This is a genomic window from Stenotrophomonas geniculata (assembly GCF_034508895.1).
Lineage (GTDB): Bacteria > Pseudomonadota > Gammaproteobacteria > Xanthomonadales > Xanthomonadaceae > Stenotrophomonas > Stenotrophomonas geniculata.
On the sequence record NZ_CP140571.1, the window covers coordinates 788368 to 802907 of the forward strand.

General features: G+C 67.5%; 15 protein-coding genes. 11 read left to right on the forward strand and 4 right to left on the reverse strand.

The window, feature by feature from the left end:
- Positions 1 to 74: 74 nt before the first annotated feature.
- The gene (locus tag RI032_RS03710) at positions 75 to 2669 is read right to left on the reverse strand and encodes a bifunctional aspartate kinase/diaminopimelate decarboxylase (protein WP_322547878.1); all 2595 of its coding nucleotides are present in this window, start codon (positions 2667 to 2669) and stop codon (positions 75 to 77) included.
- A gap of 75 nt (positions 2670 to 2744) precedes the next feature.
- Between RI032_RS03710 and RI032_RS03715 the strand changes: the two genes are divergently transcribed.
- Entirely contained in the window at positions 2745 to 3617 is an 873-nt protein-coding gene (locus RI032_RS03715; RefSeq protein ID WP_043396944.1) for a PhzF family phenazine biosynthesis protein, read from the forward strand.
- A 90-nt stretch (positions 3618 to 3707) separates the two neighbouring features.
- A complete protein-coding gene (locus tag RI032_RS03720) occupies positions 3708 to 4586 on the forward strand; it encodes a PhzF family phenazine biosynthesis protein (RefSeq protein WP_109814048.1) in 879 nt (292 codons plus the stop codon).
- A gap of 99 nt (positions 4587 to 4685) precedes the next feature.
- Here the strand turns inward: RI032_RS03720 and RI032_RS03725 are convergent, their stop codons facing one another.
- Positions 4686 to 5117 carry an OsmC family protein gene (locus RI032_RS03725; protein WP_005408443.1) on the reverse strand — a complete coding sequence of 144 codons (432 nt, stop codon included), beginning with the start codon at positions 5115 to 5117 and terminating at the stop codon, positions 4686 to 4688.
- A gap of 372 nt (positions 5118 to 5489) precedes the next feature.
- Here RI032_RS03725 and RI032_RS03730 point away from each other — a divergent pair, with 372 nt between their 5' ends.
- The 4 genes from RI032_RS03730 to RI032_RS03745 all read left to right on the forward strand — a co-directional run bounded on the left by RI032_RS03730 (position 5490) and on the right by RI032_RS03745 (position 7734).
- Positions 5490 to 5888: an HU family DNA-binding protein gene (locus RI032_RS03730; protein ID WP_010483539.1), complete on the forward strand. Its 399-nt coding sequence runs from the start codon at positions 5490 to 5492 to the stop codon at positions 5886 to 5888.
- 254 nt (positions 5889 to 6142) lie between these two features.
- Positions 6143 to 6451: a DUF3861 family protein gene (locus tag RI032_RS03735; protein ID WP_010483541.1), complete on the forward strand. Its 309-nt coding sequence runs from the start codon at positions 6143 to 6145 to the stop codon at positions 6449 to 6451.
- A 55-nt stretch (positions 6452 to 6506) separates the two neighbouring features.
- Positions 6507 to 7055 carry a hypothetical protein gene (locus tag RI032_RS03740; protein WP_049434503.1) on the forward strand — a complete coding sequence of 183 codons (549 nt, stop codon included), beginning with the start codon at positions 6507 to 6509 and terminating at the stop codon, positions 7053 to 7055.
- An 82-nt stretch (positions 7056 to 7137) separates the two neighbouring features.
- Positions 7138 to 7734: a YceB family lipoprotein gene (locus RI032_RS03745; protein ID WP_049413438.1), complete on the forward strand. Its 597-nt coding sequence runs from the start codon at positions 7138 to 7140 to the stop codon at positions 7732 to 7734.
- A 38-nt stretch (positions 7735 to 7772) separates the two neighbouring features.
- Here RI032_RS03745 and RI032_RS03750 read toward each other — a convergent pair whose 3' ends face one another.
- Entirely contained in the window at positions 7773 to 8315 is a 543-nt protein-coding gene (locus RI032_RS03750) for a type 1 glutamine amidotransferase domain-containing protein (RefSeq protein WP_010483547.1), read from the reverse strand.
- A gap of 129 nt (positions 8316 to 8444) precedes the next feature.
- Entirely contained in the window at positions 8445 to 8912 is a 468-nt protein-coding gene (locus tag RI032_RS03755) for an SET domain-containing protein (protein ID WP_010483549.1), read from the reverse strand.
- Between the two features lie 209 nt (positions 8913 to 9121).
- On the opposite strand from RI032_RS03755, the gene RI032_RS03760 reads away from it, so the two are divergent.
- The 5 genes from RI032_RS03760 to RI032_RS03780 all read left to right on the forward strand — a co-directional run bounded on the left by RI032_RS03760 (position 9122) and on the right by RI032_RS03780 (position 14424).
- The gene (locus RI032_RS03760; RefSeq protein ID WP_005408436.1) at positions 9122 to 9577 is read left to right on the forward strand and encodes an SUF system Fe-S cluster assembly regulator; all 456 of its coding nucleotides are present in this window, start codon (positions 9122 to 9124) and stop codon (positions 9575 to 9577) included.
- A 17-nt stretch (positions 9578 to 9594) separates the two neighbouring features.
- Positions 9595 to 11070 (forward strand): Fe-S cluster assembly protein SufB, encoded by a 1476-nt coding sequence (sufB, locus tag RI032_RS03765; RefSeq protein WP_043396952.1) that lies wholly within the window; start codon positions 9595 to 9597, stop codon positions 11068 to 11070.
- Positions 11071 to 11144: 74 nt separating this feature from the next.
- Positions 11145 to 11909: a Fe-S cluster assembly ATPase SufC gene (gene sufC / locus RI032_RS03770; protein ID WP_260364185.1), complete on the forward strand. Its 765-nt coding sequence runs from the start codon at positions 11145 to 11147 to the stop codon at positions 11907 to 11909.
- A complete protein-coding gene (sufD, locus tag RI032_RS03775; RefSeq protein ID WP_322547879.1) occupies positions 11909 to 13171 on the forward strand; it encodes a Fe-S cluster assembly protein SufD in 1263 nt (420 codons plus the stop codon). Before sufC ends, sufD begins: the two co-directional genes overlap by 1 nt.
- Positions 13168 to 14424, forward strand: coding sequence for a cysteine desulfurase (locus RI032_RS03780; protein ID WP_322547880.1), 1257 nt, complete (start codon positions 13168 to 13170; stop codon positions 14422 to 14424). The genes sufD and RI032_RS03780 overlap by 4 nt, the downstream gene beginning before the upstream one ends.
- The last annotated feature ends 116 nt before the right edge of the window (positions 14425 to 14540 follow it).

Consider the following 14540-nt stretch of genomic DNA (forward strand, 5'->3'; position numbering starts at 1 on the left):
TGTATCCGGTCAGGCACGGACCCGCGCAAGGGCGCGGGACGTGTCGGTGGGCGGGTGCAGGGCGCGCGCTGCGATCATTCGATCACGTCTTCGCGCGGCAGCATCCGCTGGTTGTAGGTGTTGGCCATCGAATAGCCGTAGGCGCCGGCATCGGCGATCAGCATCACGTCATCCGGCGCGGTCGACACCGGCAGCTTGCGGCGCTTGCCGAACACATCGCTGGATTCGCAGATCGGGCCGACCACATCGAACGCCGCCTCGGCATAACCACCCTGACGGCTGAGGTTCTCGATGTCGTGCCATGCGTCGTACAGGGCGGGGCGCATCAGTGCATTCATGCCGGCATCCAGGCCGACGCGACGCACGCCCTCCTTTTCCACCACCTGGGTGACGTGGGTCAGCAGCACACCGGACTCGGCCACCAGGTAGCGGCCCGGCTCGATCGCCAGGCGGAACGCCGGATGCAGCGCCTTGACCTCGGCCAGGCCAGCGGCCCAGGCATCCAGGTCGAACGGCTCGTCCTCGGCGGAATACGGAATCGGCAGTCCGCCACCGATGTCAATGGTCTGCACGCTGCCGATGCGGCGGGCGAAACCGGCCAGCTCATCGCACATCAGGCGCCAGTGCTGGGCAGTCTCCACGCCGCTGCCAAGGTGCGCGTGCAGGCCGACCACGCGGCTGCCCAGGTCGGTGGCCGCGCGCACGAATTCGTCGACGCGGGCGATCGGCAGGCCGAACTTGGAGTCCTTGCCGCCGGTACGGACCTTGGCATGGTGGCCTTCGCCACGGCCCAGGTCGACACGCAGCCACAGCTCGCGGTTGCGGAACAGGTCCGGCCAGCGCTGCAGTGCTTCGACGTTGTCGACGGTCACGGTCACACCGAGCGCGAACGCCGCCTCGTACTCGCTGCGCGGGCAGAAGCTGGGGGTGAACAGCACGCGCTTGGGCGACAGTTCCGGCAGGTGCTGGAACACATGCTTCAGCTCGCCGTGCGACACGCATTCCAGGCCGAAACCTTCGGCTTCCAGCAGCTGCAGGATGGCCGGGTGGCTGTTGGCCTTGATCGCGTAGTAACGCTGGTCGATCGGCTTGATCGCGGCCAGCGCGCGGGCGCGGGCGCGCACGGTCGGCAGGTGGTAGACGTAGCGCGGCGTACCGGCATCGGCCAGCTGCAGCAGGTGCGCACGCTGACCCCGCCACCACGGCGTGCCACGCGGGCGCACAGTGCCGGCGATTTCGCGCCAGCGCGGGCCGAACACCTCGGTCTCTTCCACCGGCATCGCACCGCTGTCGATCAGCTCGGCGTGCAGCACGGGCAGCAGGCCATCGGCATCGGCTTCGTCGATGACGAAGGTCAGGTTCAGGTCGTTGGATGACTGCGAGATCATGTGCACGCGCTCGCGGCCGAAGGTGGCCCACACGTCCGACAGCTTGTGCAGCAGCGAGCGCATGCCACGGCCAACCAGGGTGATGGCCGCGCACGGCACGATCACCTTCACCTTGCAGATCTGCGACAGGTCGGCCGACAGCGCGGCCAGCACATCGGTGTTGACCAGGTTCTCGGACGGGTCCAGCGACACCGTGACGTTGGTTTCGGCCGAACCGATCAGGTCCACCGAAAGCCCGTGCTTCTTGAACAGGTTGAACACATCAGCCAGGAAGCCGACCTGCTGCCACATGCCAATGCCTTCCATCGACACCAGCACGATGCCGTTGCGGCGGCTGATCGCCTTCACCCCCGGCACCGGCGCGGCGCTGCCGTCGATGCTGGTGCCCGGCAGTTCCGGGCGCTCGGTGTCGAGGATGGCCATCGGCACGCCGGCATCGCGGCACGGCTTGATCGAGCGCGGGTGCAGCACCTTGGCGCCGGTGGTGGCGATTTCCTGTGCTTCGTAATAGTCCAGGCGGGTCAGCAGGCGCGCGTCCGGCACGTCCTTCGGGTTGGCGCTGAACATGCCCGGCACGTCGGTCCAGATCTCCACGCGGCTGGCGCCGAGCAGCGCACCGAAGTACGCCGCCGAGGTATCCGAGCCACCACGGCCGAGGATGGCGGTGCCGCCATCGGCATGCCGCGAGATGAAGCCCTGGGTGATCAGCAGGCGGGTCGGCTGCACGCGGAAGCGCTGCATCCAGTCCGCATCGGCACGCCACTGGCAGTTCACCGACAGGCGCTGCGACCAGTCGCTCTGGTTCGGCTGCGGCGGCATCGCATCCAGCCACTGCCGGGCATCCATCCAGCCCATGTCCAGGCCTGAGGCGTGCAGGTAGGCCGCGCCCAGGGTGGAGGACAACAGCTCGCCCTGGCCCAGCACGTCGGCCTGCCAGTCCAGTGGACGGGTGGCCGCACGCGCGTCGTCGAGCAGGCCCTGCAGCGCCGCCAGGCGCTCGGCCAGTACTTCGCGGCCCAAGCCCAGTTCAACCAGGAAGCCCTCGTGGCGCTCGACCAGCGCGGCCACGCGATCACGGCTGTCCGGCGCGCCATCGGCGATCGCGGTCAGTTCGTTGGTGACCCCGGACAGCGCCGACACCACTACCAGCACGCGCGAGCCGGTCTCTTCCGCACGTTTTTTCGCCAGCTTCCCGATCGTGTCCCAGCGATGACGACGCGACACCGAGGTGCCGCCGAACTTCAGTACGATCCAACGATCGACAAGGGGGGAAGCTGACATGGATTGGCTATGTAGAATGTGGGGAAGCCGCCCTCGGGGGCGGAACCTTTGATTCTAAGCGCAATATCCCCGTAGATGGCCGTCCTCCGTTACCTGCAGCTCGATGTCTTCGCCCCCCGCCCCGGCACCGGCAACCCACTGGGCGTCATCCTGGACGCCGACGGGCTCTCCAGCCGCCAGATGCAGGCCCTGGCCGCCTGGCTGAATCTGTCCGAGACGGTGTTCTTCCTGCGCCCCAGCGCGCCGGGTGCCGACTACCACATCCGCATCTTCACCCCGACCCGCGAGCTGGCATTTGCTGGCCACCCCAGCGTCGGCGCCGCCTGGGCCGCGGTGAGCTGTGGCTTGGCGCAACCGCGCGACGGCGCCCTGCTGCAGCAATGCGCGGCGGGGTTGCTGCCGGTACGGGTGAGCGGTCCGGCCGAGGCACTGCAGATCCAGCTGGCCAGCCCACCGGCACGGCAACTGGACACGAGGGTGGACGCCGCGCCGGAGACGCTGCTGGCGCTGGCGGCCAACGGGCACGTGCCCGAACTGTGGGACAACGGTGCACGCTGGTGGCTGCTGCCGCTGCGCGACGCCGCCGCCGTGCGCGGACTGGCGCCAGACATGGCGGCCCTGCGCGACTGGAGCCTGGCCACCGACGCTACTGGCCTGGCCGTGTTTGCCGACGAGCCCGGCGACGACCACGCCCGCGTGGTGCGCGCCTTCTGCCCCGCTGACGCGGCCGCCGTACCCGAAGACCCGGTGACCGGCAGCGCCAATGCGCTGATCGGCGCCTGGCTGCGGCAGCGCGATGCCCTGCCCGGCCGCGAAGGCCGCTACGTGGCCAGCCAGGGCCGCGAAGTGGGCCGCGATGGCCGCGTGCAGGTGCAGGTCGACGCGCAGGGCACGGTGTGGATCGGCGGCCAGGTGCAGTGCGTGATCGACGGCAGCATCCATTGGTAGCGTCGGGCCACGCCCGGCGAACGCCGCACACGGACGCCGGGCATGGCCCGGCGCTACCGTACCCCTCTCGTTCTACGGAGTTTGCCCCCTATGACCACCCGCCGTTTCCTGCAGCTGGATGTGTTCTCCCCGCGCGCCGGCGCCGGTAACCCGCTGGCCGTGGTACTCGATGCCGAGGGCCTGGACGATGCCAGCATGCAGGCCATCGCCCGCTGGACGCGGCTGCCCGAAACCACCTTCGTGTTTCCACCGCAGGCACCCGGTGCCAGCTACCGGCTGCGCATGTTCAGCCCGCAGAAGGAAGTGCCGTTCGCCGGCCACCCCAGCGTCGGCACGGCGCATGCGGTGCTGCAGGCAGGCCTGGCCACACCGATCGATGGCGTGCTGGTACAGGACGGCATTGCCGGCGCCCTGCCGCTGCGCGTCAACGGTGAAGGCGCGCAGCAGCGCATCGCCATCCGCACCCCGCGCGCGCAGCTGGCCGAAACGACCGAGGCCACCGATCCTCGCCTGCAGGCCGCACTGAAGGGCTGGCCGCTGGGCACGCTGCCGCCGGCACGCATGCAGGGCGGGCGGAGCTGGTGGGTGGTGCAGGTGGCCGATGAGGCCGCATTGCGCGCGCTGCAGCCGGACTGGGATGCGGTGGCCGCACTGGCCGAGACCACCGACAGCATGGGCGTGTTCGCCTATGCCTTCAGCGATGGCAGCGAGGGCTTCGACCTGGCGGTACGTGCCTTCGTCGGTAATGGACGCCGCTTCGAGGACGCCGCCTCCGGCGCGGCCAACGCCGTGCTGGCCGCGTGGCTGGACCTGCGCGATGCGCTGCCCCGTGGCCGTGCCCCATTCGAAGTCAGCCAGGGCCGCGAAGTCGGCCACGATGCGCGCCTGACGCTGCTGGTCGACGAGGACGGCGAGGTCTGGTCGGGCGGCCAGGTGCAGACCGTCATCACCGGCACCCTCGATTGGTAAAGGGACACTGTAGAGCCGAGCCCATGCTCGGCTGCTCTTCGGCCAGATCACGGGAGCTGCAGAAGCCGAGCATGGGCTCGGCTCTACAGATGCGCCGGCTCAGCCCAGCTCGGCTTCCAGGCTGATCGGCACGGCGCTCAGTGCCTTGGACACCGGGCAGTTCTGCTTGGCGTCATCGGCAATCGCACGGAACTGCGTCGCGTCGATGCCCGGCACCACCGCCTTCACCTTCAGCCGGATCTGCGACAGCTGCGGGCCGCCTTCCAGCGACAGATCAACCTTGGCTTCGGTATCCAGCGAGGTCGGGGTAAAACCGGCTTCGCCGAGCTTGGCCGACAGCGCCATGGTGAAACAACCGGCGTGCGCGGCAGCGATCAGCTCTTCCGGATTGGTGCCCTTTTCGTCGCCGAAACGGCTGTTGAAGCCGTAGCGGGTCTTGTCCAGCAGGCCACTCTGCGGCGTGCTCAACTGCCCCTTGCCCGACTTCAGATCGCCTTCCCAGTGCGCGGTGGCGTGTCGCGAGATTCCCATGTGCAGCTCCTGCGTGACGGTGATGAACGGTCACCCTCGCACGGGAGGCGTTAGCCCTGCGTCGCTCCGCCGCACGCTGGAGGTCGTCTTCCGAACCCGGCGCGTGGACACTTCCTCGCCAACCGGAAACGCATTTCCCTCTTGTTTTCAGTGGTTTCGCGCATTCCGACGATGGGCGGGCGCCGGCCATCGCGTGCGCTGCCACACCCCCATCCCCCACTGCCGGCCATGTACTGAATCGGCCTGGATATGAAAAAACATGCACTTTCCGCGCTTCGGGCTATTGGCGGCGCCCGAGAGTTGCCCTACATTGCGCTTGCCGACGGGGTTCGGCGCCGACCAAACAACCAACCGTTCACGGAACAGGAAACCATGGCAAAGACCGCTAAGAAGGCTGCCCCGAAGAAGGCAGTGAAGAAAGTCGCGACGAAGGCAGCCGCCAAGCCGGCCGCTCCGAAGCCGATCAAGGAAGTGCTGACCAAGTCCGGCCTGGTTGCACACATCGCTGAAGCCTCCGGCGTCATCGCCAAGGACGTCCGCGCTGTGCTGGCCTCGCTGGAAAGCGCCGTCGCCTCCTCGGTGCACAAGAAGGGCGCTGGCTCGTTCACCCTGCCGGGCCTGCTGAAGATCACCACCGTCAATGTGCCGGCCAAGCCGAAGCGCAAGGGCATCAACCCGTTCACCAAGGAAGAGCAGTGGTTCGCTGCCAAGCCGGCCACCACCAAGCTGAAGGTGCGTCCGCTGAAGAAGCTGAAGGACGCCGCGCTGTAAGCGCGCGCCCCAACGCGGATTCCGACGGGACGGCTCTGGCCGTCCCGTTTTTTTTGTACCAACCACAGCCCGCAACACAGCGTTGCCGCATCCCCGGGAATGCGCGTACAGGCCCGTCGCCATTGGCTGGGCGTGGTGCGTTGCGGCCCCGGAACGTACCGGGTGGAACACTGCGTGCAGCCCCGGCCATCGCCGCCGGGCACGGCCTTGCCTAAGGTGGGCACATCCTCCACAGCTACGGCGAGCGTCCCCTCATGGCCAGCCCCTCCACCCGCTACCGGATCTCGGTGACCCCCATCGAAAAGGACGGGTTGCAGTGCACCGGGCGCTGCACCATCGAACTGGAACATCGCGCCAGCCGCGACCTGATGCGCCTGCTGGAAGCGGCGCCGCGCACCGCAGGCATCAGCGGCGACGAGCGCGCGACCCTGGTGATCGCCACCCAGCTGCTGCGCGACATCGTGCAGCGCCACGCCGAAACCGAAGGCCATGCCCTGGCCGCCATCGCCGCGCAGGTGCTGCCGGCGCTGGATGCACTGGAACAGCTGCCCTCCTCCCGCTGATCGCGGCACAGCCGATACACTGCCTCCTTCCGTTCGCCTCGGGGAGGAGGCAGACATGCGCAGGTTCCTGATACTGATCGCACCGCTGGTGCTGCTGGCCTGTTCCCGGCCGCCATCGCAACCTCATCCTGCGGATGCCGCTCCGCCGGCCACGACCGAGGCGGCTGCCCGCGCGAAGCCACAGGCCGCCGCAGAAGGCGATGCAGCGGCCGTGCAGGCCATCGATGTCGATCCCCTGTTTGCCGCCGTCGCGGCCGAGGCCGAGCTGCCGGCGGGAATGCTCAATGCCTATGTCATGGCCCTGCTCAATCGCGACCGCAAGGCCATCGACGCCGCATGGACCTTCCCGCCCAGCGATGCACGACGCGCCGACGATGCCGCATTGCGCCAGCTCACGGACGTGCGCAGCCTGCGCCTGACCAGCGAACTGCCGGTCGCGCGCGACGGTCACCAGCCACCGCAGCTGCTGGAGGTTCCGGTGCAGATCCGCGCGGTGACCGCTGAGGGCACTTTCCGCTTCGGCGGCTGGTACCGCGTGCAGCCCAGCAGCGATGGCCGCGCCTGGCAGATCCAGTCGGCGCAACTGCGGCCATCGCTGGACTGAACCGTTGCAGCGGCATGCACGCGCGATTCAGCCGGCAAGGCTACTCTTTGGTCCATCCATTCCGCATTCACCGGTCACCGCCATGCGCCTGCGTTCCCTGATGACCCGCCTCGCGGCCTCCACCGTGCTGATCGCTGCTGCGATCGGCGCCCAGGCCGCCCCTTCCATTTCCGGCCGCGAACTGTCGGTCGGTGCCAGCGACGTGCAGCAGTACCTCGATGGCAGCTTCCCGCGCACCCAGGACGCCCTGGGGGGCCTGATCGCCCTGACCATGAGCCATCCGCAGCTGAGCCTTCCGGCCGGCGAACGGTTGAACCTGGGCATGGACGTCGCACTGGCCACCGCCGGTGGCAACCCGTCCAAGCTGGGAACGGTGAAGCTCAGCAGCGGCCTGCGCTACGACGCGCAGACCCAGGGCTTCCACCTGCAGCAGCCGAGCGTGGATGACTTCACCCCGGCCAACCAGGGCGGTCGCCTCGATTCGCGCACCCGCGGCCTGCTCAATGCCTGGCTGAGCGACTACGCCCAGCGCGAACCGATCTACAAGCTGGACCCGGCCGTGGCCGGCCTGCTCGGCGCACTGCAGGTGCAGTCGGCACAGGTGAAGAACGGCAAGCTGGTGGTCACCTTCAACCAGAACCTGGGCAACCTGGTGCCGGCAGGCGTGCTGGGTAAGTGAGGTAGTGCCGGCCGCTGGCCGGCACTACCCGTAGCGCATCAGGCGGCAAGTGCCTTGACCACCGCCTCACTGAAGGCGGGAATGTCGTCCGGCTTGCGGCTGGTGATCAGGTTTCCATCGATCACAACCGCGGTATCGCGCCATTTCGCACCTGCGTTGACCAGATCCTGCTGCAGGGACGGCCAGGACGTCACGTCGCGCCCCTCGGCAAGGCCGCTGTTGATCAGCAACCACGGGCCGTGGCAGATGGCCGCCACAGGCTTGCCGGCTTCATCCACTGCCCGGATGAAGCCGAGTACAACCTCGTCGGTACGCAGCGTGTCCGGATTGATGACGCCTCCGGGCAGGACCAAGGCATCGAAGCGTGCCGGATCCGCTTCATCCAGCGGAATGTCCACCGCGACGGCGTCGCCCCAGTTCTTCTCCTTCCAGCCCTTGATCGTCGCCTCCTTTGCGGGCGACACCACGCTGACGCGCGCGCCCTCGGCTTCCAGCAGCCGCTTGGGTTCGGTCAATTCGGACTGTTCGAAGCCGTGGGTGGCCAGGATGGCAATCTGCTTGCCCTTCAATCGCTCTGCCATGGGTGCACTCCGGTTGGGGGAGCCGACAGAATGGAAGAACGGCCCTTGCACGGCGGTGACCCTGCCGTGCACGGCAGGTGGAGAGCCTCCGGGTAGTGCCGGCCAGTGGCCGGCAGTCCCCGGTACCGGTCAGCGCTTGGGCTGCAGCATGGTGCCGGTGCACTTGGGCGAGCCGCAGCGGCACTCCCAGATCTTCTTCAGCTTGGCGGTATGACGCTCGGCCAGGGTGATGCCGTAGTTGTAGGTCAGTTCCTCACCGGCCTTGATATCGCGCAGCGCCTCGATGAACACCTTGTCGCCACGGCTGTCGCCGTCCTCGTCTTCCTCGATCACTGCCTCGCAGTTCGGGTCGCAGCTGTGGTTGATCCAGCGCGCGTCGTTGCCCTTGTAGTTGGCATCGATCACCCAGTCGTCATTGAGGGTGAACAGGAAGGTATGGCCACTTTCAACGTCGCCGCTGTCATCGGCATCAACGTCGCCGTGGCTGCGCAGCAGGCCCTTGTACTGGATCACGCGCTCGCCCTGCTTGATCGGGGCCACGGAAAACACACCGTTGCCGTGGATGGCGGACTTGCGGGCTTGGATCTTCTTGGGCATCGGCAAGGGAAGTCTGCAGCGAAAGGAACGTTGATTCTCGCCCATTCCGGGTGATTGCGAAAATCACCCCGTTGGCGCAGCATTGCGCCCTGGCAACGGCCCCGGTGTGTTCTCCCGTCCCGGCGCCAGCGCCGGCTGAATGCCCGGGTTGGATGGCGGCGAAGAAAAGCGTACAATTTCAGTCCGCTTTAAGAACCACTCGCATCCCCATGTTGCGCGTCACCAAACTCACCGATTACGCCACCGTCGTACTGACCGTGCTCGCCGCCCGTCCGGGCGAGGTGCTCAGTGCCACCGAGCTGGCCGAATTCACCGGTCTGGAGCCGCCCACCGTCAGCAAGGTACTCAAGCCGCTGGCCCAGGCCGGCCTGGTTGAAGGCCTGCGCGGCGTGCGTGGCGGCTACCGCCTGACCCGCCCGGCCATCGAGATCTCGCTGTTCGAAGTGGTCGAAGCGATGGAAGGGCCGCTGGCCCTGACCGAATGCAGCCACGACCACCACCAGTGCGGCATGGCGCCCAAGTGCGGCGCGCGCAGCAGCTGGCGGCTGATCAACGACGTGGTCTCCGAGGCCCTGCGCGATGTCACCCTCGCCCAGATCCTGCCCCCTCTCCCCCTTGCCGATGACGAACAGCGCCGCACCATCGCTGTCGACGTCGTCTCCTGATCCGTAGGCAGCCCCCCATGGCCACCGAAACCATCGAAAACGTCGCCCACGACGACACCCCCAACCGCGAGATCCACGAGCAGCTCGGCCGCAAGTATTCGGCCGGCTTCATCACCGAGATCGAGTCGGACTCCCTGCCGCCGGGCCTGGACGAGGACACCATCCGTGCCCTGTCGGCCAAGAAGGAAGAGCCGGAGTGGATGACGCAGTGGCGCCTGGACGCCTACCGCCACTTCCTGACCATGCCGATGCCGGACTGGGCCAAGCTGGAGATCGCCCCGATCGACCTGCAGGCGCTCAGCTACTACTCCGCGCCGAAGGGCCCGAAGTACGCCTCGCTGGATGACGTGCCCAAGGAGCTTCTGGACACCTACGACAAGCTGGGCGTGCCGCTGCACGAGCGCGCCAAGCTGGCCGGCGTGGCGGTGGACGCGGTGTTCGACTCGGTGTCGGTCGGTACCACCTTCCGCAAGGAACTGGCCGAGAAGGGCATCATCTTCTGCTCGATGTCCGAGGCCATCAAGGAACACCCGGAGCTGGTGCGCCAGTACCTGGGCACCGTGGTGCCGGTCGGCGACAACTACTTCGCCGCGCTCAACTCGGCGGTGTTCTCCGATGGCAGCTTCGTGTTCATCCCCAAGGGCGTGCGCTGCCCGATGGAACTGAGCACCTACTTCCGCATCAACGCCGGCCACACCGGCCAGTTCGAGCGCACCCTGATCGTGTGCGAGGACAAGGCCTACGTGTCCTACCTGGAAGGCTGCACCGCGCCGATGCGCGACGAGAACCAGCTGCACGCCGCCGTGGTCGAGCTGGTCGCGCTGGAAGATGCGGAGATCAAGTATTCCACCGTGCAGAACTGGTACCCGGGCGACGAGAACGGCGTCGGCGGCATCTACAACTTCGTCACCAAGCGTGCCGAATGCCGTGGCGCGCGCAGCAAGGTCACCTGGACCCAGGTCGAAACCGGCTCGGCGATCACCTGGAAGTACCCGTCCTGCGTGCTGCTGGGCGACGACTCGGTGGGTGAGTTCCACTCCGTGGCGCTGACCCATCACCGCCAGCAGGCCGACACCGGCACCAAGATGATCCACGTTGGCAAGCGCACCAAGAGCAAGATCGTCAGCAAGGGCATCAGCGCCGGCCGCGGCCAGAACACCTACCGCGGCCTGGTGCGGGTGGACCGCAACGCCGATGGCGCGCGCAACTACACCCAGTGCGATTCGCTGCTGATCGGCAAGCAGTGCGGCGCCCACACCTTCCCTTACATCGAGGTGAAGAACCCGGGCGCCACCGTCGAGCACGAGGCCACCACCTCCAAGATCTCCGACGACCAGCTGTTCTATTGCCGCGCCCGTGGCATCAGCCAGGAAGACGCGGTGTCGATGATCGTCGACGGCTTCTGCAAGCAGGTGTTCCGCGAACTGCCGATGGAGTTCGCGGTGGAAGCCAAGAAGCTGCTGGAAGTCTCGCTGGAAGGTTCGGTGGGCTGACCGCCCGCCCCTGCCCCTCGCAAACGCATTCTCTTTACCGGCGGGCCGCGGCCCGCCCCACGGAAACCCCCACCATGCTGAAGATCGAAAACCTCCACGCCCGCATCGGCGACAAGGAAATCCTCAAGGGCCTGTCGCTGGACGTCCAGCCGGGCCAGGTGCACGCCATCATGGGCCCGAACGGCGCCGGCAAGTCCACCCTGGGCAATGTCCTGGCCGGCCGCGACGGCTACGAAGTGACCGAAGGCAGCGTGCAGTTCGACGGCGTCGACCTGCTGGAGCAGGAACCGGAAGCGCGCGCCGCTGCCGGCCTGTTCCTGGCGTTCCAGTACCCGGTGGAGATCCCGGGCGTGAACAACACCTACTTCCTGCGCGCGGCATTGAACGCCCAGCGCAAGGCACGCGGCGAGGAAGAACTCGATTCCATGCAGTTCCTCAAGCTGGTGCGCCAGAAGCTGGCCGTGCTGCACCTGAAGGACGAACTGCTGCACCGTGGCGTCAACGAAGGCTTCTCCGGTGGCGAGAAGAAGCGCAACGAGATCTTCCAGTTGGCCGTGCTGGAACCGAAGCTGGCGATCCTGGACGAAACCGATTCGGGCCTGGACATCGATGCACTGAAGAGCGTGGCCGATGGCGTCAACGCACTGCGCGCCGCCGACCGCTCGTTCCTGGTCATCACCCACTACCAGCGCCTGCTGGACTACATCAAGCCGGACGTGGTGCACGTGCTGGCCGATGGCCGCATCGTCAAGAGTGGTGGCCCGGAGCTGGCGCTGGAACTGGAAGCGCACGGCTATGATTTCCTGAAGGACCGGGTCGTGCCCGAGGCGGCGGTCTGATGAGCGCCCTGCTTGATTCGATGGCCCAGGCCTTCTGCGGCAGCGATGCGCGCCGCGAAGTGCTGGATGCGGCCCTGCGTGACGGCCTGCCGGCCGCCCGCAACGAAGCCTGGAAGTACACCTCGCTGCGCCAGCTGGAACGCCGTGCGTTCACTGCGGCACCGCTGCAGGGCCCGGCGCTGGACGCCGCCCTGCTGGACGACATCCCGGCGCCGCGCCTGGTGTTCGTCAACGGCCGTCTGGATGCCGCGCTGAGCGACGTGCAGGCCTTGCCGGCCGGCGTGCAGCTGCAGCCGCTGTCGGCCGCACTGGCCGCCGGCGAAGACGCCGTGCGTTTCCTTGGCCGCCGCTACGAGCGCAGCGAGGAGATCTTCGCCCGCCTGAATGCCGCGCTGGCCGATGAAGGCGTGGTGCTGCGCGTGGATGAAGGCGTGCAGGTCGAAACGCCGCTGCAGCTGGTGTTCGCCAGCGTCGCCGGTGACACCGACCTGGCCTGGCATCACCGCCACCTGATCGAACTGCGTGCCGGCGCCAGCCTGGGCGTGGTCGAGCATCGCTTCAGCGTGGGCGACTCCGCCCACCTGGACAACACCGTGCTGCATGCCCATGTCGCCCGCGATGCCGTGCTCAAGCACGCCCGCGTGCAGGCCGGCAGCGCGCGCCAGACCAGCTTCCTGCGCACCGACGCGGTGCTGGCCCGCGACGCGCAGTACCACCGCGTGGACCTCGAACTGGGCGCCGCGCTCAGCCGCCATGAACTGAACGTGCGCCTGGAAGGCGACAATGCCCAGCTGACCGCCAACGGCGTGATGCTTGGCAATGGCCGCCGCCACGTCGAAACCCGCCTGGGCATCGACCACATCGCACGCGATACCAGCTGCGAACTGCTGTGGCGCGGCGTCGCCGCCAACCGCAGCCGCGTGGTGTTCCATGGTGGCATCCAGATCCGCGAAGGCGCCGATGGCACCGACGCGAACCTGTCCAACAAGAACCTGCTGCTGTCGGCCGATGCCGAGATCGACACCCAGCCGACGCTGGTGATCGACGCCGATGAAGTGAAGGCCGCGCATGGCGCGACCGTCGGCCAGCTCGACGCCAATGCGCTGTTCTACCTGCGCTCGCGCGGCCTGCCGCAGGCACAGGCGCAGGCACTGCTGAGCGCCGCGTTCTGCCACGAGCCGTTGAAGATCCTGCCGGACGCACTGCGTGCGCAGCTGGCACGCCGCCTGGACAAGGCGCTGGCCGAGGCAGGTGTGGCATGAACCTGTCCACGCCGCGCCCGATCGAAGAACGCACCGGCGCCCCCGACTGGGACCGCGTCCGCCTCGACTTCCCGCTGCTGATGCGTGAAGTGCACGGCAAGCCGCTGGTCTATTTCGACAATGCCAATACCGGCCAGAAGCCGGTGCAGGTGATCGGCGCAGTGGACGAGTTCTACCGCCGCTACAACGCCAACGTCAGCCGCGCGGTGCATGCACTGGGCAGCGAAGCCACCGACGCCTACGAAGGCGCACGCAACACGCTGGCGCGCTTCCTCAACGTGCGGCCCAGCGACCTGGTGCTGTGCAGTGGCACCACCTTCGCCATCAACCTGGTGGCCTATTCGTGGGCGCTGCCGCGGCTGAAGACCGGTGACGTGATCCTGATCACGCGCATGGAGCACCACGCCAACATCGTGCCGTGGCAGCTGGTCGCGCAGCGTACCGGCGCCACCATCCGCGTGGCCGAGATCACGCCTGACGGCGCACTCGATCTGGATGCGCTGCGCGCGGCGATGACCCCGGAGGTCAAGCTGCTGGCCGTCACCCACGTCTCCAACGTGCTGGGCACGGTCAATCCGGTGCGCGAGATCTGCCGCGAAGCGCGCAAGCGCGGCATCATCACCGTGGTCGATGGCTCGCAGGCCGTGCCGCACCGCAAGGTCGATGTCGCCGCGATCGGCTGCGATTTCTACGCCATCACCGGCCACAAGATGTGCGGCCCGACCGGCACCGGCGCACTGTGGGCGCGCCGCGAGCACCTGGACGCGATGCCGCCGTTCCTCGGTGGCGGCGAAATGATCAAGGAAGTCAGCTTCGACGGCACCGTGTTCAACGATGCCCCGCACAAGTTCGAAGCCGGCACCCCGAACATCGCCGGTTTCATCGGCCTGGGTGTGGCTGCCGACTACCTGCAGCAGCTTGGGCAGGAGAACGTGGAAGCCCGCGAAGCCGAACTGCTGGCGCACTTCACCGAAGAGCTGCGCCGCGTCGACGGCCTGCGCATCATCGGCGAAGCGCCGGAGAAGGCTGCGGTGGTCTCGTTCCTGATCGATGGCGCGCATGCGCACGATCTGGCCACCCTTCTGGATCTGGAAGGCGTGGCCGTGCGCTCGGGCCAGCACTGCGCACACCCGCTGCTGCAGTACTTCGGCGTCGCGGCTACCTGCCGCGCCTCGCTGGCGTTCTATAACACGCATGCCGAGATCGAGCGGTTCATGACCGCACTAACCAAGGTGCGGAAGCTGCTGGGCTGAGGATTCGCCAGAATCAGGGAAGTACGAGAACGCCGCAGGGAACTGCGGCGTTTTTTATTGCCGCCACTCGACTGCACGTAGGTCTTGCGGCGAAAAAATTCCGATGACGCCGTCTC